This is a genomic window from Variovorax sp. 05T418, from assembly GCF_056396385.1.
This window is the reverse complement of record NZ_JBFTLJ010000029.1, coordinates 1-22,465: the sequence shown is the minus strand read 5'-3', so window position 1 is coordinate 22,465 and position 22,465 is coordinate 1. Positions and strand designations below refer to the sequence as shown.

The 22,465-nt window shown below is 62.6% G+C and carries 15 protein-coding genes and 1 pseudogene; 8 read left to right on the top strand and 8 right to left on the bottom strand.

The window, feature by feature from the left end; all coding sequences use genetic code 11:
* Positions 1–99: 99 nt before the first annotated feature.
* The 3 genes from AC1DMS_RS31100 to AC1DMS_RS31090 form a co-directional block, all read right to left on the bottom strand.
* A complete protein-coding gene (locus tag AC1DMS_RS31100) occupies positions 100–1,401 on the bottom strand; it encodes an ImmA/IrrE family metallo-endopeptidase (RefSeq protein WP_478182103.1) in 1,302 nt (433 codons plus the stop codon).
* Positions 1,398–1,940, bottom strand: coding sequence for a hypothetical protein (locus tag AC1DMS_RS31095; protein ID WP_478182102.1), 543 nt, complete (start codon positions 1,938–1,940; stop codon positions 1,398–1,400). Before AC1DMS_RS31095 ends, AC1DMS_RS31100 begins: the two co-directional genes overlap by 4 nt.
* Positions 1,941–2,270: 330 nt before the next feature.
* Positions 2,271–2,819 carry a hypothetical protein gene (locus AC1DMS_RS31090; protein ID WP_478182101.1) on the bottom strand — a complete coding sequence of 183 codons (549 nt, stop codon included), beginning with the start codon at positions 2,817–2,819 and terminating at the stop codon, positions 2,271–2,273.
* 401 nt (positions 2,820–3,220) lie between these two features.
* On the opposite strand from AC1DMS_RS31090, the gene AC1DMS_RS31085 reads away from it, so the two are divergent.
* The 8 genes and pseudogenes from AC1DMS_RS31085 to AC1DMS_RS31050 all read left to right on the top strand — a co-directional run bounded on the left by AC1DMS_RS31085 (position 3,221) and on the right by AC1DMS_RS31050 (position 14,361).
* Entirely contained in the window at positions 3,221–4,255 is a 1,035-nt protein-coding gene (locus AC1DMS_RS31085; RefSeq protein WP_106561526.1) for an IS630 family transposase, read from the top strand.
* A 171-nt stretch (positions 4,256–4,426) separates the two neighbouring features.
* A complete protein-coding gene (locus AC1DMS_RS31080) occupies positions 4,427–6,142 on the top strand; it encodes a class I SAM-dependent DNA methyltransferase (RefSeq protein ID WP_478182100.1) in 1,716 nt (571 codons plus the stop codon).
* Positions 6,132–7,568, top strand: a complete 1,437-nt coding sequence (locus tag AC1DMS_RS31075; protein ID WP_478182099.1) for a restriction endonuclease subunit S — start codon at positions 6,132–6,134, stop codon at positions 7,566–7,568. The genes AC1DMS_RS31080 and AC1DMS_RS31075 overlap by 11 nt, the downstream gene beginning before the upstream one ends.
* Positions 7,568–8,725, top strand: coding sequence for an SIR2 family NAD-dependent protein deacylase (locus AC1DMS_RS31070; RefSeq protein WP_478182098.1), 1,158 nt, complete (start codon positions 7,568–7,570; stop codon positions 8,723–8,725). Before AC1DMS_RS31075 ends, AC1DMS_RS31070 begins: the two co-directional genes overlap by 1 nt.
* 19 nt (positions 8,726–8,744) lie before the next feature.
* The gene (locus AC1DMS_RS31065) at positions 8,745–11,903 is read left to right on the top strand and encodes a type I restriction endonuclease subunit R (RefSeq protein ID WP_478182097.1); all 3,159 of its coding nucleotides are present in this window, start codon (positions 8,745–8,747) and stop codon (positions 11,901–11,903) included.
* A gap of 19 nt (positions 11,904–11,922) precedes the next feature.
* Positions 11,923–12,053 (top strand): annotated as a pseudogene (locus tag AC1DMS_RS31060) (transposase); the annotation flags it as partial.
* A 529-nt stretch (positions 12,054–12,582) separates the two neighbouring features.
* Positions 12,583–12,813, top strand: a complete 231-nt coding sequence (locus AC1DMS_RS31055; RefSeq protein WP_478182096.1) for a hypothetical protein — start codon at positions 12,583–12,585, stop codon at positions 12,811–12,813.
* Between the two features lie 27 nt (positions 12,814–12,840).
* Complete coding sequence (locus tag AC1DMS_RS31050) at positions 12,841–14,361, top strand: hypothetical protein (RefSeq protein WP_478182095.1); 1,521 nt, start codon at positions 12,841–12,843, stop codon at positions 14,359–14,361.
* Between the two features lie 212 nt (positions 14,362–14,573).
* Here the strand turns inward: AC1DMS_RS31050 and bamE are convergent, their stop codons facing one another.
* The 5 genes from bamE to AC1DMS_RS31025 all read right to left on the bottom strand — a co-directional run.
* Positions 14,574–15,017, bottom strand: coding sequence for an outer membrane protein assembly factor BamE domain-containing protein (bamE, locus tag AC1DMS_RS31045; RefSeq protein ID WP_478182094.1), 444 nt, complete (start codon positions 15,015–15,017; stop codon positions 14,574–14,576).
* 55 nt (positions 15,018–15,072) lie between these two features.
* Positions 15,073–16,305 carry a beta-barrel domain-containing protein gene (locus AC1DMS_RS31040; protein ID WP_027729693.1) on the bottom strand — a complete coding sequence of 411 codons (1,233 nt, stop codon included), beginning with the start codon at positions 16,303–16,305 and terminating at the stop codon, positions 15,073–15,075.
* Positions 16,302–18,494, bottom strand: a complete 2,193-nt coding sequence (locus tag AC1DMS_RS31035; RefSeq protein WP_478182093.1) for a type I secretion system permease/ATPase — start codon at positions 18,492–18,494, stop codon at positions 16,302–16,304. Before AC1DMS_RS31035 ends, AC1DMS_RS31040 begins: the two co-directional genes overlap by 4 nt.
* A complete protein-coding gene (locus AC1DMS_RS31030; protein ID WP_478182092.1) occupies positions 18,491–19,825 on the bottom strand; it encodes a TolC family outer membrane protein in 1,335 nt (444 codons plus the stop codon). Before AC1DMS_RS31030 ends, AC1DMS_RS31035 begins: the two co-directional genes overlap by 4 nt.
* Before the next feature lie 72 nt (positions 19,826–19,897).
* A partial coding sequence (locus AC1DMS_RS31025) for a tandem-95 repeat protein (protein ID WP_478182091.1) occupies positions 19,898–22,465 on the bottom strand: 2,568 nt, incomplete at its 5' end.

Below are 22,465 nucleotides of genomic sequence, written 5' to 3'. Positions count from 1 at the left end.
TCCTTGCTCCTATTTACCAAGCACGGAAATTAGCGGCAGAGTTGATCCTTCGCCGTTTTGTAAGCCTGGAACGGTTTCGTTCGCCTTCAGAAGTTTTAACTATGCAGTCTCAGCTTCTTCATTGGAATTTTCAAACGGAAGATAGCCCTTATATACCAGCTGATTGCGCACCACGGAAGGGTGTACACCAAACCTCCGAGCCGCTTTTTCCATCATTTCGCGCGAAGGGTCGCTCACATCGATAACACTTTGCAGATCCTCGAAAGGGCAAAGAAGATTGTGGGCAAAGGCACGCTGAAACTTCTGCCGATCACTTTTTGAGCGGCTCACAATCCCAAAACCAGTGTCTTTATGCCATACGGCATCTCCGAACTGCCGGGCTAGCTCGAAGCGACGATCATATGGCTTTGAGGTCTGTAAAGCCACGCGGGATATTTTTTTGTCGGCTATCCTGGCCCCATATGGTAGCTTTCTCGCGGTAGCAGTGGCGGACTTTAAAGTATCCCAGCGTGTCCTGAAAATATCCGCAAACACTTTGTGTGTCAGCAAACCTCGTTCTATTCCAACGATGGCTCTAAGATTTCGTGCAGCCGCTTCTGCCATCTCCCACGGACTTGCGTAGCTCGGCAAATTTCTGTGAGCTTCGAGGGATGCCGCCAAACTCAGATCGACCTCTACACTCGACTCCCGCGAGGCCTCGATCGCCAAACTTAACGACTCCGCTGCACCTGTTCCGGGATGCGCGTGCGCCGCCTCCTCAACGCCATCCTCACCGGCGACATCTTCCAGATTGGACAAAGCGCCGATAACGTCATCCGGCGCGGCGTCTGGATCGAACCCCAAGCAGGCCTCTAAACGTCGCCAAGCTGCCAACTCCGGGTCATTTCGCTCGGTTGTAATTTGATGGAGTAATGTACGTAGAGCTTTGCCGTCTTGTGATCTAGCACAGTGCTCAATAACAGCACTGAAAAACTCGTCCAACTCCCGCTCGTATTCGTTGGCCGCAACCAATCCTATCTTAAATTCAAAATAAGACTGAGGACCATCGACTACCTTTTTTCCGACACTTGGCGCAAATGCAATGCGATCCCCGACGCTGAAAATCATCACTGGGGGCCAGAGCGCACCGCCGCTGGCGGAATTTAATTCATGGCGCAGGCGCCAGTCGACGGAAGGAAACCTAGAATCCGCAACGGTTTCCCAGCGCAACCGCCACCAATTGTCGGCCATCCACAATGCCAGACCAGTCGAGGAGGCGCGGAAGAAATCTCTCACCGTTCGCTTTTCAGTATCAGCAAGCCGAGAGATGACCCGGTCTCCAACACGAAGTGAAACTTCGGCCACGTCACCGCTGTCCGTCGGCCAATTGGCAGTGAATTGGAAAAATTTTGGGCTGATCATCTATAAAAGGCTTCGGCTGCCGCTATAGCGACGTGTGTGCTTGAGGCAAGGCTCACCGGGAATTCGCCTTCGTCAAAGGCAACCGCTCTAGCTCGGACCAAAACATGTCTTGCAAAGGCATCACCGGGGAGAACAGGGTAACCGTGATATTGCGACAGGCCCGGATTAGTGATCCGTAGCTCAAAAATCCATCCACTTTCGTCAAGAGTCCAGATCAGGCTCGGCGCGCCGCCGTTTAGTTGTTCTGACCAGAGGCCCAGCATCACGCCGCGTTCTAGGAGACCGGGAATCCGGTCGAACTGTTCCTTGCCAAAGTGGGCGTGCGCGTCGCAGTACGTTCGCTCCTCATCCAGCCCAGCATACGGTGCAAGCTTGTAGGCAGTTGGGTTAAATTTGTGCTTCGAGTACGCACCATATGCCACGACCGCGGCTAGCTGCAACCGTGCATCGGCGTCTGGTAAGGCGGCGATCAGCTTTCGCTTGGCGTTGTTTCGCGAGCGTTGCTCCACAATCCGGGGCGCCGGCTTCTTTCTGGGCATCAGAGTTCTTAATCCGTTCGAAGCACACTATGGCTCGCCGCTCGGTGATTGAGCGGCCAAGCGCACCGGACTAGCAAGGTGTCCTGCATTTCTATGGTACCTCACGCCTGCACGCAGGCGTGCCTGTCTGCGGGCTTCCCGCCACTAACCCTTGAGCGCCCGCAGGCGAGAAATCGTGCCAAATCAACACCCTTGGCGATCTGCGTCGGCATCGGTCCTCATTACATCGGGTGCGGGTAGAACGGCTGCCGGAATCCGACGCTCTGAAGCCGTTCGATTTTAGGCGGCACACTCCTCGGCTGACCAGCGAGGTCATCTACTCGGTCAGCCTCAGATCAGTGAATGCTTGCGACGCAAGTGTTCATCAAGGTCGGCGATACGTGCCTGATAGACATCGCGCTTTCGCGGCGGAATGTTGTCGACATTGCTATCGATCTCCCATCGAACACCTTCGGCCAGCGCCATCTGATACAGCGCGTGCCCATTCACTTCAACGCGGTGACCGCCTGGATAGATCACCTCCAGAACCCCACCGTCATCCTCAGGATCGGACAGGTCACCGAGCGGCAATACCCGCACTCCTGTCATCACATGAGTCAGGGGCCCTCGGTAATCTAGATTGTTGAAGTACTGCGGCAACTGCCGCATTGCGTTGATGTATCGAGCTGCAAGGTTCACCGTGTTCTCCAGACTAATTTCATCAAGGTAGGCGGCCAGGGATAGCTGAGATCGCAGCCACTCCGCCCCACCGAGATCGTCCAATTTGGCGCGTAGCTCGGCTGGAAGAAGAAGCTTGTACGGGCGAGCATCGTCGGAGATTGGCTTTCGCCCTTGACCTCTGCCTGCGCCTCCTCGCCCAATGAGTTCGTTAGGTGACATGATTTCATTATGCATTTGATTTAATGTCCTATCAATCAATCATCATCCGGACAAACATCATCTTGCCTAAAATTGATTTACAGGGCATGAATTCAAAGCTCACATCTTTCGTGAGACAACATGTTGAGCAAAGAATCCAAGGCGTCGTCCGACCTCAACGGAGCTGAGTGGCCAGACAGGTCATTCGCTAACCAGATCGCCCCAACAGCAGCTCAGGGTCGCCGAGCACGCGTTTGCCGGTGACCTGCCCCTCCCGGCCGTACCAGCGTGTTGGCGCCGACCGGAAATTGAGCCGGTCGCCCGGTTTTACTTCGGCGCGGACGTGTCGGGCACTTACTCAGTAGTCGATAATTTAGGCTACAAAATTCACCGCGGCGATCGGTTTGATGATCCAATAGTGCATGAAGCGAGATGGCCGCACGCTGGATCACAAAACGCTTGAAGAGATTCGCCTGATGGCGGTGGAGCGAGTTCGCGACGGGGAGAAGCCCTCTGCAGTGATTGCCGCCTACGGTTTCAGCCGCACAACCATCTACAAATGGCTGAAGGCCTCGTCGGGTCGAGGCAAGGGACTCAAGGCATTGCGCGGCACGCGCGGCACCGGGCGACCACGGACGCTGAGTGCCGCGCAAGAGCGCCAAATATTTCGTTGGATCAATGGGCGCGACCCGCGACAGTACGGACTGGACTTTGGGCTGTGGACACGCGCCATTGTCGTGGCGCTGATCGAGCAGAAGTTCGGCGTGAATATGGGGGTGACCGCAGTCGGTGCGTTGCTGGCCAAGCTCGGACTGACCCCGCAAAAGCCGCTGCAACGCGCCTACCAACGCGATCCTCAAGCCATCGAGCGCTGGCAGCGTGAAACCTACCCCGGCATCGCCACGGCTGCGAGGCAAAGTGGTGCCGACGTCTACTTCTGGGACGAATCGGGCTTTCGGGCTGACACCGTGCACGGCAAGACCTGGGCGCCCATGGGCAAGACCCCGGTTATCGAGCGGCCCGGCCAACGCCAGTCGATCTCCGCGGCATCGGCCGTCAACGCCAGGGGTGGATTCTGGTTTGCGACTTACCAGGGTGCGCTCAATGCCGAACTGTTCATCGAATTGCTCAAGAAGATGATGAAGGGTCGCAGCAAGCCGGTGCACTTGGTGGTCGACGGATTGCCGGCCCACAAGAAAGCCAACGTGCGCGAGTACATCGAATCCACTCAGGGCAAGCTGAGCATGCACATTCTGCCGGGCTACGCACCGGACCTGAACCCGGACGAACTGGTCTGGAGTCACGTCAAACGTACCGGCGTGGCTCGCAACCCATTGCGAGCTGGCGAGAAACTCGAAATCCGCGTCGACCAGCAACTGCGCAACATGCAGAAGAATCGCCGGCTTGTTCGATCATTCTTCGAAGCGCCCTCTGTCGCCTATATTTCCGACTGCTGAGTAGGTAGCTCGGGCGCCGAGCGACCGTCCAACCGAAGCCCCTTCCCCCAAGAGCTCAGGGCCTGGGTTTGACGCCTTGCGCGGCCCCTGTACGGGCAACCGCGCGATTTGGCGGGCAGAATGCAACAGAACGTGCCGTGATGCTGAATCGGCTCCCGCAAGAATAGATTTATGAATCAAGTCGAACAACAGTTTTTCAACGACCTCGAAAAGAAGCTCTGGACATCCGCCGATAAATTGCGCTCCAACCTAGACGCCGCCGTCTACAAGCACATCGCGCTCGGCCTACTGTTCCTCAAGTTTGTGTCTGACGCCTTCGACGAGCGGCGGAAGCAGCTGGTTGCTCAGTTCCGCGACCCATTCCATGACTACTACATGGATCCGGCGGACTTTCCCGAAGACTATGAGGCGAACGTCGCGGCCGAGCTGGAATTGCGCGACTACTACACCGAGAAGAACGTGTTCTGGGTACCACTCGAAGCCCGCTGGCAGACCCTGGTGGCCTGCGCTCAACTGCCACCCAAGACCCCTTTGTCGTGGAACAAGCCCGGCAAGGACGAACCCGAAGAGATGCGCAGCGTCGGATGGCTGATCGACAACGCCATGGAAGCGATCGAGCGCGAGAACGCAAAGCTCAAGAATGTGCTGAACAAGAACTTCGCCAGCACTGAACTGGCATCGGCCAAGCTGGCCGACCTGATCGCCTTGTTCTCGGACACGAATTTCCACGCCACCGAGTACAAGGGCCAACCGCTGAACCTGCAGGCCAAGGACATCCTGGGCCACATCTACGAGTACTTCCTGGGCGAGTTCGCGCTGGCCGAAGGCAAGAAGGGCGGCCAGTACTACACGCCTAAAAGCATCGTCAGTCTGATCGTGATCATGCTAGAGCCCTTCAAGGGCCGGGTGTATGACCCGGCAATGGGCTCGGGCGGCTTCTTCGTGCAAAGCGAAGACTTCATTGAGCAGCACGCCGGCAAGAGCGCCAACGGCCAGGGCAATAAGGCCAGCGGCCAGATCAGTGTCTACGGCCAGGAGAGCAACCCCACCACCTGGAAGCTGGCCGCCATGAACATGGCCATCCGCGGGATCGACTTCAATTTTGGTGGCGGCCCCGGCGATACGTTGCAGAACGACCTTCACCCCGACCTGCGCGCCGACTACGTGATGGCCAACCCGCCCTTCAACATGAAAGAGTGGTGGAGCGAGAAGTTGGCGAACGACCCGCGCTGGCTAGCCGGCACACCGCCGCAGGGCAACGCCAACTTCGCCTGGCTGCAGCACATGCTGTACCACCTGGCGCCCACCGGCAGCATGGCCCTGCTTCTGGCCAATGGCTCAATGAGCAGCAACACCAACAACGAAGGCGAGATCCGCAAGCGGCTGGTGGAAGACGACTACGTGGAATGCATGGTGGCCCTGCCCGGCCAGCTGTTCACCAATACGCAGATCCCAGCCTGCATCTGGTTCCTCACTCGCGACAAAGTCAACGGCATCAACCTCAGCAAAAAGAAGCGTGATCGGCGCCGGCAATTCCTCTTCATCGATGCCCGTCAGATGGGCTACCTGAAAGACCGCGTGCTGCGTGACTTCACTGCGCAGGACATTCAAAAGATCGCCGACACCTTCCATGCCTGGCAGCAGGGCGAGGGCTACAAAGACATCAAGGGCTTCTGCGCGTCAGTCTCTTTGGGCGATATCCGCAAGCACGAACATGTGCTGACCCCTGGTCGCTATGTGGGAGCTGAAGAGCAAGATGATGATGGCGAAGCCTTCGCCGACAAGATGGCGCGTTTGACGGCGCAACTGGCAGAACAGTTCGCGGAGAGCGCGGAACTGGAAGTCGAGATCAAGAAGAATCTTGCGGGGTTGGGGTATGCCATCTAACGCACCGGCAGGGATCACAACCTCGTGGCCGACAGTGCGGATAGGAGACGTGGCAGAAGTCTTCGACGGTCCGCACGCGACACCCACCAAGACATTGGACGGGCCAGTTTTTCTCGGCATTAGCTCGCTGAACCACGGCCGGCTCGACTTGTCAAACACTGAGCACCTTTCTGAAGAAGAGTTCGTCAAGTGGACAAGACGGGTCACCCCTCGGGCTGGAGATGTCGTTTTTTCTTATGAAACCCGTATCGGCGAAGTCGCAATCATTCCGGAGGGGCTTCGCTGTTGTCTCGGGCGCCGTATGGGACTCGTCAGGACTGAGCCCTCCAAGTTAGACCCTCACTTCTTCCTGTACCAGTATCTTTCCCCAAAGTTTCAAGAGTTTTTGAGCTCGCGAACTATTCACGGCAGTACCGTGGACAGACTTGCACTGAAGGAGTTTCCGGACTTCGAGATAGCTCTGCCCCCACTTCCGTTGCAACGGGAAATTGCCAAAGAAATGCATGACGTCGACGCAAAGATCGACGTGAACCGCCGCATCAACCAAACCCTCGAAGCTATGGCCCAAGCCATCTTCAAGTCGTGGTTTGTGGACTTCGATCCTGTCAAAGCCAAGATCGCCGCCAAGGCCGAAGGCCGTGACCCACTGCGCGCGGCCATGAGCGCCATCAGCGGCAAGCCCGATGCTGAACTCGATGCTCTGCCCGAGGACCAGCAAGTCCAGCTCGCCACCACCGCCACGCTGTTTCCCGATGAGCTCGTTCAATTGCCATCCGGTGAAGCGCCTGCAGGCTGGTCCGTGAAGCCACTCGCGGAGTTGACCGACAAGATCGGAAGTGGCGCGACCCCGCGCGGTGGCAAAGAGGTGTACCAGGACGAGGGCGTCGCCCTCATTCGCAGCCAGAACGTGTACGACAGCCGGTTTGTGTGGGAGGGCTTGGCACGGATCACAGATGGGGCCGCCGACCAACTCAGGGGCGTCAGCGTGCAAGAGGGCGATGTGCTCTTGAACATTACCGGTGCGTCCATCCTGCGCACCTGCGTCGTGGTACCTGATGTCCTGCCCGCGCGCGTCAACCAACACGTAGCCATCATCCGCGCCAAGACCGCAGTTCCGCCACGATTTCTGCATCAACATCTGCTTCTGTCCGAGACCAAGAATTATCTGCTTGGCTTAAATGCGGGGGCATCACGCGAAGCAATCACCAAAGGCCACATCGAGTCACTCGAAGTGCTGGTTTCGTCTCCCGAGCTGCTGGCTTTGTTTCAGACATTCACCGACCCGCTGTTCCGTAAAGTCGAGTGTGGCGCGCAACAGATGAGGGCGCTGGCCGAGATGCGCGACACGCTTCTGCCAAAGCTGCTCTCTGCCGAACTGCTTGTCAATTCGGTTTCTGACGCAACTGAAATCTTGGAAGCGACCTGATGGACATTCAGAAGCTCCGGGATAGCAAGCTCATCGTCGACAAGGTCGAGGAGGCCTTGCAGGCGGCCTACAACTCCAAGGTCGAATTCAATGAACTGCTGGATCAGGCGGACCCGGTCGTGCTCAAGAGTTTAAGAGACCCTGATCACGAGTACGTAGTCAAAGTCAGCGACGTCCTGTACTGGGCAGAGCGCGACGCCTACCTGGATGAGCTGGACCATTGGGAGGGTAAGCGGCAAGCCGATGAGCATGAAAGCGCCGTCGATTTCATCCGCGATTCGGACCAGCGCGCGGTGTTGCTGGACTTGGTTGATGCGGTCCGGGGTGGGCGGGTTGCGCCCTTTGTCGGTGCAGGCTTGTCCAAGGCCTGCGGCTATCCCATGTGGGGGGAGGCGCTGCACAAGATGGCACTCAAGCCCTGGAGCCTGGGTGCGCAAGACATCGAGCCGTTGATGGCGCAGTACGACTACCTGCAGGCCGCGCAGGTGTTGCACGATTTGGCTGCCGATCAGGTGCGGCACTTCATCAAAACTGAGTTCCGTCAACGTGGTGCCATCGTCGGCCCGGTCGGGTTGCTCCCGGATCTGGCAAAGGGGTGCATCGTCACCACCAACTTCGACACCGTCATCGAAGACCTGTTCCGTGACCGCGGTCAGCCATTGGATGGCTACATGCACGGCACACAGGCCGGGAACAACTTCGTGCAGCGCCTGCTGCGCGGAGAGCGGTGCATCCTCAAGCTGCATGGTGATGCGGGGCAGGACAACACACATGTGTTTACCCGATCGCAGTACGAAGTGGCGTATGGTGAGCCGCTCGCATTTCAGAACCAGCTCCCTAGGGCGCTGCGGCAGATCTTCATCAGCCACTCGCTCCTATTCATCGGATGCAGCTTGGAGCAGGACAAGACTCTGGAATTGTTCCAGCGGGTAGTGGACGAGGCCGCTTTCGAGATTCCGGATCACTTTGCCGTATTGAACGAGCCCGAAGAAGCTGCACTGAAGGCGCAGAAGGAGGCCCGCCTCTTGCACCTCAAGGTGCGCCCGATCTGGTACCCCACCCCGCTGTCAAGCGACGGCAAACCGGATCACGGTATGTTGGAGCAGATCCTTCGCCTTGTGGTTGCGGTGTCGCGTCGGCAGGTTGTGTTCGATTGACGAGAAGTTGAAGCGACCCATGATGCTGAACGAACATCAACTCGAAGAGCAATGCATCCGCTGGTTTGAAGAGTCCGGCTGGCGGTATGTGCACGGCCCGGACATTGCGCCTGAGGGGGTGAACGCCGAGCGGGCCGACTATCGGCAGATGGTGCTACTTGGCCGTCTGCTGGCAGCCCTGGCGCGCATCAACCCGCACATTCCGCCGCAGGCGCTGGAAGAGGCAGTCGATGCCATCGCCAGGGTGAGCGAGCCGCTGCTAGTGGTGCGCAACCGCGCTGTGCATAGGCTCTTGCTGAGCGGCGTGGAGGTGAGCTTCCCCAAGCCTGACGGCGAAGGCAAGGCCACGGATCTGGCCAGCCTGATCGACTTCAACAACCTGTCGAACAACGAGTTCCTGGTGGTAAATCAGTTCACCGTTCAAGGTAGCAAGCAGCCGCTGCGGCCCGATCTGGTGGCCTTCATCAACGGCCTGCCAGTGGCGGTGATCGAGTTGAAGAACCCGGCCAACGAGCAGGTGGACATCTGGGATGCCTTCAACCAACTGCAGACCTATAAGGCAGAGGCCGGCGACCTATTCAATTGCAATGCGGCGCTGGTCATTACCGATGGCTTCACGGCCCGCGTGGGCTCGCTGACTGCAGACGCCGAGCGAATGCTGCCCTGGCGAACCATCGCTCGCGAGGACGATCGGCCGCGGCTGCAGATGGAGCTGGAAACGATGGTGCGCGGCTTCTTCAAGCCGGAGCTGTTGCTGGACTATCTGCGGCACTTCGTGCTGTTCGAGCAGGATGGAGACATCCTGATCAAGAAGGTGGCAGGCTACCACCAGTTCCACGCAGTGCGCGAGGCAGTGGCCGCCACGGTGATCGCAGCTCAGGAGGCCGACAAGGGCCTTCTAGAGGTGCAGGAAGAGCGCGCCACCTACGGCAAGCAGGTGCAGCCCGGCTCGCGCAAGGCGGGTGTGGTGTGGCACACCCAAGGCTCGGGCAAGAGCATCACCATGGCCTGCTATGCCGGCAAGCTATTGCAACAGTCGGCGATGAAGAACCCAACGCTGGTGGTGGTCACCGACCGTAACGATCTCGATGGCCAGTTGTTCGGTACCTTCTGCGCGGCCAGTGACCTGCTGAAGACCACACCCCTGCAGGCGACCGGCCGCGCTGATCTGCGCGACATGCTGGCCTCACGCCAGGCCGGCGGCGTCATCTTCACCACGGTGCAGAAGTTCGCGCTGCTGGAAGGCGAAGAGCTGCACCCCGAGCTGTCGGCGCGGACCAACATCGTGGTGATGTCGGATGAGGCCCACCGCAGCCAGTACGGCATGAACGGGCGGCTGAACACCCAGACGGGCAAGTATGTGTTCGGCTTCGCCAAGCACATGCGTGACGCGCTGAAGAATGCCACCTTCATCGGCTTCACCGGCACTCCCATCGCGCTCGAAGACAAGGACACCCGGGCGGTGTTCGGCGACTACGTGAGCATCTACGACATCCAGGATGCGGTGGATGACCGTGCCACGGTGCCCATCTACTATGAGAGCCGGCTAGCCAAGCTGGATGTGAACCAGGCCGAAATTGACCGGCTGAATGCACAGGTCGATGAAGTGGTGGAGGACGAGGAAGACGTCGCCAGCCGCGAGAAGACCAAGAGCGAATGGGCGACGCTGGAAAAGCTGGTGGGCGCCGACCCGCGCCTGAGGCAGGTGGCGATGGACTTAGTGCAGCACTTTGAGGCGCGCATCAGCACGATCGATGGCAAAGCCATGATCGTGTGCATGAGCCGCGAGATCTGCGTGCGGCTCTACGACGCTATCACGGCGGTGCGGCCAAGCTGGCACAGCGACGACCCTACAGAAGGCGCCATCAAGGTGGTGATGACGGCGTCATCTGCTGACAAGGCGCTGCTACAACCGCACCGCTACACCCATGCAGTGAAGAAATCGCTGGAGAAGCGATTTAAGAACCCGGCCGACTCGCTGAGGCTAGTGATCGTGCGTGACATGTGGCTGACGGGCTTTGACGCCCCTTGCTGCCACACGATGTACGTGGACAAGCCCATGAAGGGCCACAACCTGATGCAGGCCATCGCCCGAGTAAACCGGGTGTTCAAGAACAAGCCCGGCGGCCTGGTGGTGGATTACATCGGCATCGCCAACGAGTTGAAGGCGGCGCTGAAGACCTACACCGACGCGAAGGGCAAGGGGGATCCGACGCACAACGCTGCAGAGGCGTTGGCGGTGCTACTAGAGAAGATGGACGTGCTGCACGGCTTGATGCACGGCTTTAACTACAGCGCCTACGAGGCTCAGGCGATGGCGCTGCTGGTGCCGACAGCCAATCATCTGCTGGGTCTGAAGGACGGCAAGCAACGTTTCCTGGATGTAATGACGGCGGTGAGCAAGGCGTTCTCGATTTGCGGCACACTGGATGAGGCGGTGGCGCTGCGCAAGGAGATCGCCTTCTTCGCGGCGGTCAAGGCGGCCATCACCAAGTTCACCACGGTGGACAAGAAACGTACCGCCGAAGACAAAAACAGCGCGCTCAAGCTGATCCTAGACAACGCCATCTTGGCCGACGGCGTGTCGGACATCTTCGCGCTGGCCGGCCTGAACAAACCCAATATTGGCCTGCTGTCCGACGAGTTCCTGGAAGACATTCGGCAGATGAAGAGCCGCAACCTGGCCGTGGAATTGCTGGAGAAGCTGCTGCGCGACGAAATCAAGGCCCGCGCCCGCAACAATGTCGTCCAGGAAAAGAAATATGGCGACCGGCTGCTGGAGACGCTGCGACAGTACCACAACCGCGCGATCGAGACGGCCCAGGTCGTCGAAGAGCTGATTGCCATGGCCAAGGAGTTCCAGGCCGTGCTTGAACGCGAGGCCGCGCTAGGCCTCGGCCATGATGAGATCGCCTTCTACGATGCGCTCGCGAACAACGAAAGCGCGGTGCGTGAGCTGGGCGACGACACCCTCAAGAAGATCGCCACCGAGATCACCGAGAAGCTTCGAGCCAGCACCACGGTGGACTGGCAGGTGCGTGACAGCGTACGTGCCAAGCTGCGCATCTTGGTCCGCCGCACGCTGCAGCGTTGGAAGTACCCGCCCGATCAGCAGGCTGACGCGGTGGAACTGGTGTTGAAGCAGGCCGAAACGCTGTCGGACGAGTGGTCCAAGTAGGTCGAGATGGCAGCCAAGCGCTTTGGCACAGGCTGCACGCAACCTCGATGTGCGCGAGAACTTGTTGCGCAAGTGGGTGCGCCTGCTGCGGTCGACCCGCAGCAGGCGTTTCCTGGACAAGGCGTGATGAAGCACGAACAGGCCGAGCTCGTAAGCACTGCTGTGCTGAGGTCTCGTGCTTGCTAGGAAGCTGCCGCGCGCGACATGTGCGCAAATCGCTCGATGGAAGTACGCTGCTCGAGCGGCAAACCAAGGCACTCAACGAAGCACGTCCGCCTGTGCTGTCGCCCGATGTCATCCATCACAAGGATCGGCCGAGCCCGTGTGCCGGTGAATGGGTGGGAGCCGACTTCGAGGGCAGGCGGCACATGGAGATCATTCGTCCGCCTTGTCTGCGGGCCGGCTGGCACTGGATCGAAAACGGTGCGCGCCTGCAAATCCTCCAGGCCTCCAAGATAACAAGGAATGAGGGGTGCCAAGCGCGATAGTTTTGGGCTACTCCAGCAAAGCTGCGCCGTGGTCATGCGCGGTGCGGTCCGCCTTACCCGGCTGTTGTTGGGCCTCAGTTGTGCACCTATTGCGCCTCGAGTTAGCGTGTGCTAATGTTCCTCAACGGACGTTTGCAGTGCACACTGCCTTCCGCCGTGTCATAATCGCCGGTTAATTTTTTGAGGTCCTCATGTCACTGGTTCTGTCGTTAGAGCTGAAAGGCGCCGAGGGCTTGACCAGCAATATCCGCGATGTGGTTCGGCAGGCTAGCGCTAGGCCCGGGACCGTGTTTGAGGTCGAAAAGGTTGTTGCTGAGCGGTTGTGCGAAGAGCTAACTGCAAAGACCGCTGCGGAGCTGGTGGAAGTACGCAAACGCGAACGATCCCTGCCGCCTCAGGTTCTAGCATTTCAATTTGGCTAGTCCGCATAGTCGGTAACAATCGGGTGCATGCCCTTTCGTTACCGAATTATCGGCTTCGGTGCCGCTGAAGTAGCAGACCCAAAGTCGCTACTGGCCGCCATCGGTGGCTCACCTCTTCCGGCCACTCGTCTATTTGGACAATGGAAAGAGTTGGTCGAACACCTTGGAGCAATTGGGACGACCACGCTGCTCGTTCAGGACGGTGTTCGCGATCCCGACTTTTTGCAGGAACACGAGGCTTTCTATTCCAAACAGCATCGGACGATTTCGCGCCATTGCGTTCGCATTCATGCATTTCGTCAACCGCTTCCAGCGGTAGGTCCGACTGCCGACCGGACAGAAGTTCTTGCTTTCATTGATGCAGCTGCGAGAAATGATGGCTGCTATCTTGGTTTCACAACTGTTCGACCGCTTCGGCATGCGCCAGTCGGCGCCACAATCGTTGCGCCCTTAGACGCAAAGCCTACCCTTTGCCGGGACATTTTCCCCGTGCACATTGCAGGGACTGCGTTCGAGGTGACCGGGACGCCATACCTGCAGCAGGACAACGCAGTCGGTGCCTGCGCCCAAGCGAGCATTTGGATGGCATTACGAACGATCCGGAAGCGATCGGGTAACTCCGCGTACTCGCCCGCTGAACTTACTCTCTCTGCAACCCGCTATCTCACTTTGGACCGTGTATTTCCCGGACGGAAAGGTCTCACCATCCAACAAATGGTCGCGGCCATTACCGCAACTGACCACGATCCATTGGTGATCCAGCTCGCAGAGCCACCTAACCGAGCCAATGCAGACCATGTGATCAGCCAAGCGCTGCCTTATCTTGATTCAGGGCTTCCAGTTATTCTGGGTCTTATGCATCCCACCTCTGGTGGTCACGCAGTGGTGGCCATTGGGGTCGATGCGGCGCATCAGAACTTCCTGCCGATCAGCTTGGTGATTCATAACGACAACCGAGGACCGTATCGCCTACTGCCGAAGGCCACACAGCAGGGCTCGGATGAATATGCGCTGGATCAGGCGTTCACTCTAATCGTGCCATTGCCCCAAGGAGTGTTCATGTCCGCGGCAGAGGCGGTTCCTCAAGCAATAAGCCACCTCGACTTCTGGCTCACGGCGTTTATGTCCGCGCCGTTGGCGCCCAATGCGGTAAGTCCCGTAGTTCCCATGGTATTGCGCACGTACTTGTGCCCACGTCACACCTTCCGCAGATGGGCAAAGGACTGCGTAGCATTGGATCCGATCGCTGCGGACGTATATCGAACGGCTGAAATGCCGAAGCTAGTCTGGGTCGTGGAGATCCACGATGCAGCCAGCTTCACCCCGGCGAGCGCCTCGCATCCCTCGCGTCTTGGCGAGGTGGTCCTGGACGCCGCCGCAGATGCGGAGCACGGGGACGCGCTTGTTTTTATACGCATTGCGTCCCAAATGCTCACTGTTCCCACTCAGTCTCCTGGGATGTTGATTGTTCAGGAAGCTATCACTACGACCGTCGCACTCACTCGGTCTATTCCTTGCGCGGGTCTCACGCAACAGTGGGACCAGTAGCGGGATCTCGCCGGGCACGCGAAGATTTGCCGGTACTTTTGTCGGTATCTTTTCGAGAAAGATTAGGCGAGCCTAGCATTCACGCCACTTAGAGCTTAATTTTCGATTCCTGTCGAAGCACCAAAGACCCGAATCACGGCGTCTCACCCCACATCAAAAACCCGCACGCTCCTGGGCGTAGCGGGTCGACGGCCCGGTCGCCGGCCGGCAGTTCAGTGCGGGATCAGGTCCAGGCATTGCCGACGGCGCCACGCGGCGCTGCGCACGGTTTGGCTGTCGTCGAACACGACTTTGTACTGGCATACGAGGTAGTTGGCCGATTGCGGCATCTGGAACTTGAACTGGTAGTCCCACTCAGTGCCGAGCGCGCCGCGCTGCTGCCTCAGCGCCTGCCCGAGCACGGCGAGCACCTGGGCCTGATCGATCCCGGGCTTGATCTCGCGAAAGCGCTCGGGCCGCGACACGATGCCGTCGCGCAGAAAGGGCTCCTTGAAGTCGGGGCGGCGCGCCTCGACGTCGCGATAGTCCAGCTTGTCGGGGTTGCTCACGGGGTCTACAGGGTTATCGCGCGCCGCCACATGGGTGGCGGTGCCGAGCAGCGCGGCGGCGAGCGCGAAGGCGGCAACGGTGGGTGATGCGTGCGGGGTCTTTTTCATGGCTGGCTTCCTCTTGGGTCGGATGGGATTCTTGGGAGAGATGAGCGCGCGCGAATCAGCGCTCGCGCATGGCTTCGCGCGCCTTGTTCAGCGGCTTGGTCAGGTAGTCCCACACGGTCTTGCGGCCGGTGCGGATGTCGGCGGTGGTCACCATGCCAGGCACGATGGGCATGCGGCGGCCGGCCTTGTCGGTCAGTGCGTCGGAGTCGGTGCGCACGAGCACGGGGTAGTAGACGATCTCGGGCTTGACCTCGTCGCGCTGCGTGTCGGGTGCGATGGTCACCACACGCCCTTTGAGGCCGCCGTACACGGCGTAGTCATAGGCGGTGACCTTGATCTGCGCCTCCTGCCCGGGCCGCATGAAGGCGATGTCGCGGGGCGAGATGCGCGCTTCGACCAGCAACTGGTCGTCCAGCGGCACCAGGGTCAGGAGCGAGCCGTTGGGCGGCACGACGCCGCCGATGGTGGTGACCTGCAAGCTCTTGACGATGCCGCGCACGGGCGAGTTCAGGGTGAGCCGCTCGAGCGAGTCTGCACGCCCGCGCACCACGGACGACAAAGACTTCACCTCGGCATCGGCCTTGGCGAGTTCTTCGCGGCTGCGCACCATGTAGTTCGATCGCGCCTCGGAGATCTTCAGCTCCAGGTCGGCGGCCTGGCGTTGCAGGCGGATGAGCTCGACGTTGCTGGCCGCGCCGCTCACCTGCAGCGAGCGCGTGATGTCGAGCTCTTTGCGCACGAGCGCAAGCGCCTGGCCCAGGCCTGAAACGGTGTCGCGCATGCTGCCCTGCCGCGAGCGGAAGAGCGCGCTTTCGGAGTCGACCAGCTGCGCGTACGCCTTCAGCTCGGCGGGGAACTGAAGGGTGCTATGCCCTTCCACCTCAGCGCGCAGGCGCACGCTGCTGGCCAGCGCGGCGCGGTAGCGCGCGGCGGTTTCTTCCACGCTCGATTCGCCGCGCGTCGGGTCGAGCTGCGCGAGCACCTCGCCCTTCTCGACGATCTGGCCTTCGTGCACGCGCAGCTCGGCAAGGATGCCGCCTTCGAGCGACTGGATGCGCTGCTCACGCGAGCTGGGAATCACCTTGCCCATGCCGCTGGACACTTCGTCGATCTCGAAGCACCAGGCCCACACGAAGAACGCGAGCAGAAAGAGCGCGACGAACCACACGACGCGCGCGGAGCCGCTGGCGCGCGCCTCGTCGAAGTCGCCGGCGCCGCCGGGGCCCCACACGGTGGCGGTGGATACCTGCGCAGGCACCGGTGCCTTGGTCAATGTCACGGCGTTCATGCCTGTGCCTCCTTGCCACGGCCCGCGAGGGCCGTTGTCTCGCGCGATACGGCCGCGCCCTGGCGCAGCCGCGCCATCACCTGGTCGCGCGGCCCGTCGAGCACGACGGCGCCGCCGTCCACCACGAGGATGCGGTCCACCGCATCGAGCACGGCCGGGCGATGCGTGGCCAGCACCAGCGTGCGGCCTGCGGACAGAGCGCGCAGTTGTTCGATCACTTCGCGCTCGGCCACTTCGTCGAGCGAGGCGGTGGGCTCGTCGAGCAGCAGCACGCTGGGGCGGCGCAGCATGAGCCGCGCGAGCAGCAGGCTCTGGCGCTGCCCGCCCGAGAGGCCGCGCCCGCCTTCCAGCAGCGGATGGTCCAGCCCGGTGGGCAGGCGGCGCACGAAGGCCCAGGCGCCGGTGGCTTGCAGGGCGGTGATCAGTTCGGCATCGGTGGCATGGGGCGTGCCCATCTGCAGGTTCTCGCGCAGGGTGCCGTGAAACAGGCGCGCGTCTTGCGCGAGCAGGCCGACGTCGCGGCGCACGTCGGCGGGGTCGATGTGGGCCATCGACACGCCGTCGAGCACCACGCTGCCCGCGCGCGGTTCGATGAGACCCGACAGCGCCTGCAGCAGCGTCGACTTGCCCGCACCGTTGCACCCGAGCACGGCAATGCGCTCGCCAGGGCCGATGTGCAGCGCCTTCACGTGCAGCGCGGTGGTCTGGCCGTCGTGGCTGAAGACGGCGTCGCGCAGCGTGTAGTCGCCCTGCACGGCGGGCCGGTGCACGCGCGTCTCATGGGGCGGGTGGTCGACCGGGAGCTTCATGAGCTGGTCGAGCGATTCGCCGGCCACCTTGGCCTGCTGCCAGCGGTTGAGCACCTGCGTCACGCCGGCCAGCGGCGCGAGCATGCGGGTCGACAAAATCGATGCGGCCACGAGCACGCCGGTGCTCATCTGCCCGTCCATCACCAGCGGCGCACCGAAGAACACGACGAAGGCAAAGGCGCCGCCCTGCACGGTCTGCGACCAGTTGCTCAGGGTGTTGAGCAGCGCGCGCAGTTGCAGGCCCGAGTCGGCGTTGACGGCGTTGTAGTGGTTCCACTGGTTCTGGAAGCGCGGCTCGGCCTGCAGCACCTTGATGTCGTCGATGCCCTGCACGGCCTCGACCAGCATGGCGTTGCGCAGCGACGATTCGCGCATGCCCGCCTGGGCCAGCGCGCGCAGGCGCGGCTGCGCCAGCAGGCTGGGCACGAGCAGCAGCACGCACGCGGCCAGCGGCACGAGCACGAGCCAGCCGGCAATGAACCAGAAGAGCACGCAGAACACGAAGAAGAACGGCAGGTCGGCCACCGCCGCCACGGTGGTCGACGTGAGCATTTCGCGCACGGGCTCCAGCTCGCGCAGCTGCGAGATGAAGGTGCCGGTGGCGCGCGGGCGCGCCGAGCCGCGCACGCGCAGCGCGTGGCCGAACACGCGGTCAGAAATGCGCAGGTCGGCGCGCTTGCCCACCACGTCGGTGATGCGCATGCGCGCGCCGCGCATGACCCAGCTGAACGCGATCGACAGCAGCACGCCGCCGAACAGCACATGCAGCGTGGGCAGCGACTGCGCGGGCACGACGCGGTCGTACACCTGCATCGAGAACAGCGTGCCGGCGAGCGCCATCAGGTTATAGGCGAGCGATGCGACAAGGATGTGGGCGTAGGGCCGCCAGTCCGCCAGCACGATCTGTCGCAGCCAGTGCGGCTCGACGGGGCGGATGTAGGCATCGACGCGCGAGTCGGGTGCGGACTGCGCGGGCCGCAGCACGGCCATGGCTTCGAGCGCGGGCTGCAGCTCGTCGATCGTGCAGACGGTTTCCGCGCCCTGGTCGCCACCGAGCATCACGCGCAGGCCCTGCGCCGAGATGGCGGTGACCACGGCCACCTGTCCGTCGCGCAATTGCAGCACCACGGGCAGCCGCCAGGGGTTCAGGGTGTCCAGTCGCGGCGCGACCTGGCGCACGGTGAGCCCGGCCTGGCGGGCCATCTGGCGCACGCGCTCGCCAATGTCTTCGTGGCCGCTCCACGCGGCAGCGCCGCGGATGCGCTCGCGCGAGGTGTCCAGGTGGTAGTGGGCGGCCACGGCCAGCACGGCGTCGACCCAGCCGGCGAGCAGCTCGGGGCCGCGCGCGGCAGAAAGCTCGGGCATCGTGGTGGCGGTCATGGCTGGCCTCCGGCCACGAGCTCGCCCGCATCGACCAGCCCGAAGGCCTCGCGCAGGCGGCCCGACTGGTACAGGCACTCGACCGCGAGGCGCTGCACTTCGTGCACGCTCTCGGCCTGCTCGAAGCGCGCGCCGTGGAACTCCTGCTCGGCATTGAGCAGGTCGAGCAGCGAGCGCGTGCCCAGCTGCAGGTACTGCTCGCGGTACAGGTCGCGCGTGCGCTGCGTGCTGTGCACGCGCGCGGCGAGCACGGGCAGGCGCTGCGCGTGGCCTTGCGATTGCACGCGCGCATCCTCGAGCCGCTGCCGCACGTTGAGCTGTGCATAGCCCAGCGCGGCCTCCGCCGCTTCGACCGCGTGCACGGCGGCGCGCTGGCGGGCCTGGCTGCGCCCGCCTTCGTACAGCGGCGCGCTGAAGTTCACGGTGAGCGTGCTTTCGGTGCCGGACTGGCCGGCAAGCCGCGCGCCCGATTCGAGCCCCCGGTTGACGCCGGCGTTGAGCGACAGCGTGGGCAGCAATTGCGCATCGGCACCGCGCAGTGCGGCCTGTGCCATGTCGCGCTCGGCCTGCGCCATCTGCACGGCCGGTGCGGGCAAGGCCGTCTGCGGGTGCGCGGCGCAGGCGCTCGCGAGCGGCGCCGACGCTTCGCCGGCAATGTCGACCGGCATGCGGCCCTGGGTCAGATGCATGAGGTTGAGGCGCCAGCGCTCGGCCTGGGACGCAGTGTTGAGTTGCTGGGCACGCGCGGCCTCCAGGCGCGACTGCGCCTGTGCCACGTCGGACTGGCTGGTGGCGCCCTTGGCCTGGCGCTCGCCCACCAGGCCGGCCAGCGACTGCACGCCCTTCACCTGGGCCTGCGCGATTTCGCCGAGCGCCTGCTGGCGATGCACTTCGATCCACGCCTGGGCGGTGTCGCGCACCACGTCGTCGACCGCCAACAGCAGCTTGGCGCGCGCGGCCGTGGCCGAGGCCTCGGCCTCGTTCACGGCGCTCGACACCTTGCCGAAGTCGTACAGCATCTGGGTCACCGACAGCGAGGCCTGGTGCACTTGGCGGCGACCGTCGGTCTGCAACTGCCGGTTGCCCGTGCGTGCGCTGAGGCCCGCGCTGACCTGCGGGTAGTAGCCCGAGCGCGCGTCCGCAATGCCCTCGCCCGCCTGCAGCGCTTGCCCGACGGCGTTGCGCACGGTCGGGTGCGATGTGGCGGCCAGGCGCACGGCCTCGGCCATGCCCAGCGGGGTGGCGGCGCTCGCTTGCGCAAACGCCCCCGTGCCGGCGAGCAGGAAGAAAAGGCCCGCGGCGGCGGACGGAAGGAGACGGGAAGCAGACATGCGTAAGAACGTGCGGACAGCGTGTGGACCACAAGGTGTCGACGCCGCAAGCGGCGCCGACGCCCCGGTGGGTCAGTGGTGAAACGCGAGGCCCATGTGAAGCTCGTCGTCGAGCGAAGGGGCCACGGGCGGTGCGTAGGCCGTGAGCGAGTCGGCCGACGACGCCAGGGCCAGCACCGTGGGCGATGTCTGCGTGCTCGCAAAGGCCGGCGGGAACGCGGCCTGCAGCAGCACCTGCAGCGACTCGGCCGCGTTGTAGGCATGCAGCATGTCGGACAGCTGCGTGCCACCCCACGGGCTGTCGCCGTAGGGGGAATGCGGCGCGTCGTGCGGTTGCTGCTGCTCGAGCGACACCGTCGCTTCGTCGACGCCGGCCAGCCCCAGCGAGTCGGCCGAGGTGAAGAGCGCTGCCGCCCCCGCTGCACCGGCTGCGGGCGTGTAGTTGACGTGCAGCGTCTGCGTGGCCGCGTTGCTCGCATCGCCGTCGCGGTCGACCACCTGGTAGCTGAGCGTCTCGTCGTAGTTGTGCGAGCCGCTGGTGCGCGGTGCCACCTGGTAGCTGAACTCGCCCGAGTCGAAGTCCACGACCAGCTTGCCGCCCTGCGCCGTGGCAATGGTGACCTGGTGCGTCGCCGCGTCGTAGCTGTAGTCGCTGCCGGCGGCGGGGCCGGTCTTCGTCATCAGGCCGGTGCTGCTGTCGAAGGCGTAGGTGGTGCCGTCGATGCTCAGCGTGGACACATGGCCGCCGTCGGCACCAAAACCCGACGAGCCGCCGAGGCCGCCGGTCAGCAGGTTGCTGACGGTGGGTGGCACGCTGATCGTGCCTTGCAGCACGTCGTTCAGCTGGCTCGTGTCGGTGATGATCTGGCCATTGGTGTTCGCGCCGGTGTTGCCGTTGTAGGCGATGGGGTCGATGAAAGCCTGTGCCTCCGCGTTCAGGCTCGAGCCCAGGCCCAGTGCGAACGAGTTGATCTGGTGGGTGTTGAGGAAGTTCGTCCAGATCGCTTCTTCCCCGGCCTGGATGCCCCTGTCGGCCGTACTGCTGTTGCTGCTGTTCGCCAACTGCGCCGTATTGCCGTCGCCCAGGGTCGGCTCGCCGTCCGTGAGGAAGTAGGACACGTTCTGGGCCCCGTCCAGCTTGCCGGTGGCCGAGAAGCCGTTCATCGCCGCAGCCAGGGCCGCGTCGTAGTTGGTGCTGCCAGCGGCCTGCAGGTTCTGCACCAGCGCCTTGGCTTCGGCCGCCGTCATCCAGGCCTGCTGCGAGGCCCCGGTCGTGCTGAAGGTGACGAGCTGCACCCGCACGTCGCCGTACAGGTCGTAGCCGTCGATCAGATTCTGGATCGCCTCTTTCGCACGGCTGAGGCGTGTCGGGGTTTCCTGGCCCATGCTCCCGGAAAGGTCCAGGATCACCATGAGGTTGGTATCGATCGGCGCCACGTCGACGGCCTGCTCGCCGTTCACGAGCACCGGCGCATCGTCCTTGACGGGCACCTCGAAGCCCACCGGCGCGCCGCTGGCCTGGCCATCGCTCACCACGGCTTCGAAGTGCAGGTTCGACACGCCTTCGCCGTTGCCCGGCGGATGGTCGATCGGCGCCTTCAGCGTGACGGTGTAGCCCGCCTCGAACTGCCCCGCGCCCGTGGCGCTGACATTGCCCACCGCCACGGTCATCACCTCGGTGGTGACGCCGCCGACGGTGACGCTGCCCGTGAGCGTGTGCGTGCCCGCGTCCCAGGTCCACGACACCGGCTGGCCGCCGGAGGTGACGCCGTTGGGGCCACTCAGCGACACCGACAGGTCGCCGGCCGCGCTGTCCGGGTCCGCGATGGAAATGGTGCCGGTCGATTGCAGCGGCGGCTCTCCCGCAGCCGGAATGCCGCCGGGCAGGCTGCCCTCGGAGACGGCTTCTGCGTTGTTCACCGTGGCCGATGGCGCGTCGTTCACCGGGTTGACGGTCACGTTCACCGTGCTGGTGGTCGTGCCGCCGTGGCCGTCGCTCACCGTGACGGTGAAGCTGTCGGTGCCGTTGAAGTTGGCACCGGGCGTGTACGTGTACGTGCCGTCGGCGTTGACCGTGACCGTGCCATGCGACGGATCGCTGCCCTTCACGTAGGTCAGCGTGTCGCCGTCGACGTCGCTGCCGACGACCTGGCCGCTGACCGGCGTGTCTTCGTCCGTGGTCTTGGTGTCGCCGGGCGCCGTCGGTGCTTCGTTGAGGTTCTGCTCGTTGAGCGTGACGGGGATGGACGTCGTGACCGTGCCGTCGTTCGCGCCGACCACCAGCGCGTGCGCGTTGGCGCCCGCTTCGTAGTCGTTGACGAACGCCGCAGCGCCTGCAGCCGTGAGGCTGATCGCGCCCGTGACCGGGTCGATGGCGAAGTAGCCGTTGTCGTTGCCCGAGAGGATGCTGTAGGTGACGGTCGCGCTGTCGACGTCGGTGGCGTGGACCGTGCCGAGCACGGTGCCTGCGGGCCGGTTCTCGTCGTAGCCGAAGACGTAGCCGTCTGTCGTGTTCACCGGGGTGCCGCCACCGTCGACGAACACAGGGGCGTCGTTGACGGGGTTGATCGTCACGGTCACCGTGCTGGTGGTCGTGCCGCCGTGGCCGTCGCTCACCGTGACGGTGAAGCTGTCGGTGCC

Bases quoted from the DNA above. Each gene is read 5' to 3' on its own strand.
- AC1DMS_RS31100 (WP_478182103.1), bottom strand. From the start codon at position 1,401: ATGATCAGCCCAAAATTTTTCCAATTCACTGCCAATTGGCCGACGGAC.
- AC1DMS_RS31095 (WP_478182102.1), bottom strand. From the start codon at position 1,940: ATGCCCAGAAAGAAGCCGGCGCCCCGGATTGTGGAGCAACGCTCGCGA.
- AC1DMS_RS31090 (WP_478182101.1), bottom strand. From the start codon at position 2,819: ATGTCACCTAACGAACTCATTGGGCGAGGAGGCGCAGGCAGAGGTCAA.
- AC1DMS_RS31085 (WP_106561526.1), top strand. From the start codon at position 3,221: ATGAAGCGAGATGGCCGCACGCTGGATCACAAAACGCTTGAAGAGATT.
- AC1DMS_RS31080 (WP_478182100.1), top strand. From the start codon at position 4,427: ATGAATCAAGTCGAACAACAGTTTTTCAACGACCTCGAAAAGAAGCTC.
- AC1DMS_RS31075 (WP_478182099.1), top strand. From the start codon at position 6,132: ATGCCATCTAACGCACCGGCAGGGATCACAACCTCGTGGCCGACAGTG.
- AC1DMS_RS31070 (WP_478182098.1), top strand. From the start codon at position 7,568: ATGGACATTCAGAAGCTCCGGGATAGCAAGCTCATCGTCGACAAGGTC.
- AC1DMS_RS31065 (WP_478182097.1), top strand. From the start codon at position 8,745: ATGATGCTGAACGAACATCAACTCGAAGAGCAATGCATCCGCTGGTTT.
- AC1DMS_RS31055 (WP_478182096.1), top strand. From the start codon at position 12,583: ATGTCACTGGTTCTGTCGTTAGAGCTGAAAGGCGCCGAGGGCTTGACC.
- AC1DMS_RS31050 (WP_478182095.1), top strand. From the start codon at position 12,841: ATGCCCTTTCGTTACCGAATTATCGGCTTCGGTGCCGCTGAAGTAGCA.
- bamE (WP_478182094.1), bottom strand. From the start codon at position 15,017: ATGAAAAAGACCCCGCACGCATCACCCACCGTTGCCGCCTTCGCGCTC.
- AC1DMS_RS31040 (WP_027729693.1), bottom strand. From the start codon at position 16,305: ATGAACGCCGTGACATTGACCAAGGCACCGGTGCCTGCGCAGGTATCC.
- AC1DMS_RS31035 (WP_478182093.1), bottom strand. From the start codon at position 18,494: ATGACCGCCACCACGATGCCCGAGCTTTCTGCCGCGCGCGGCCCCGAG.
- AC1DMS_RS31030 (WP_478182092.1), bottom strand. From the start codon at position 19,825: ATGTCTGCTTCCCGTCTCCTTCCGTCCGCCGCCGCGGGCCTTTTCTTC.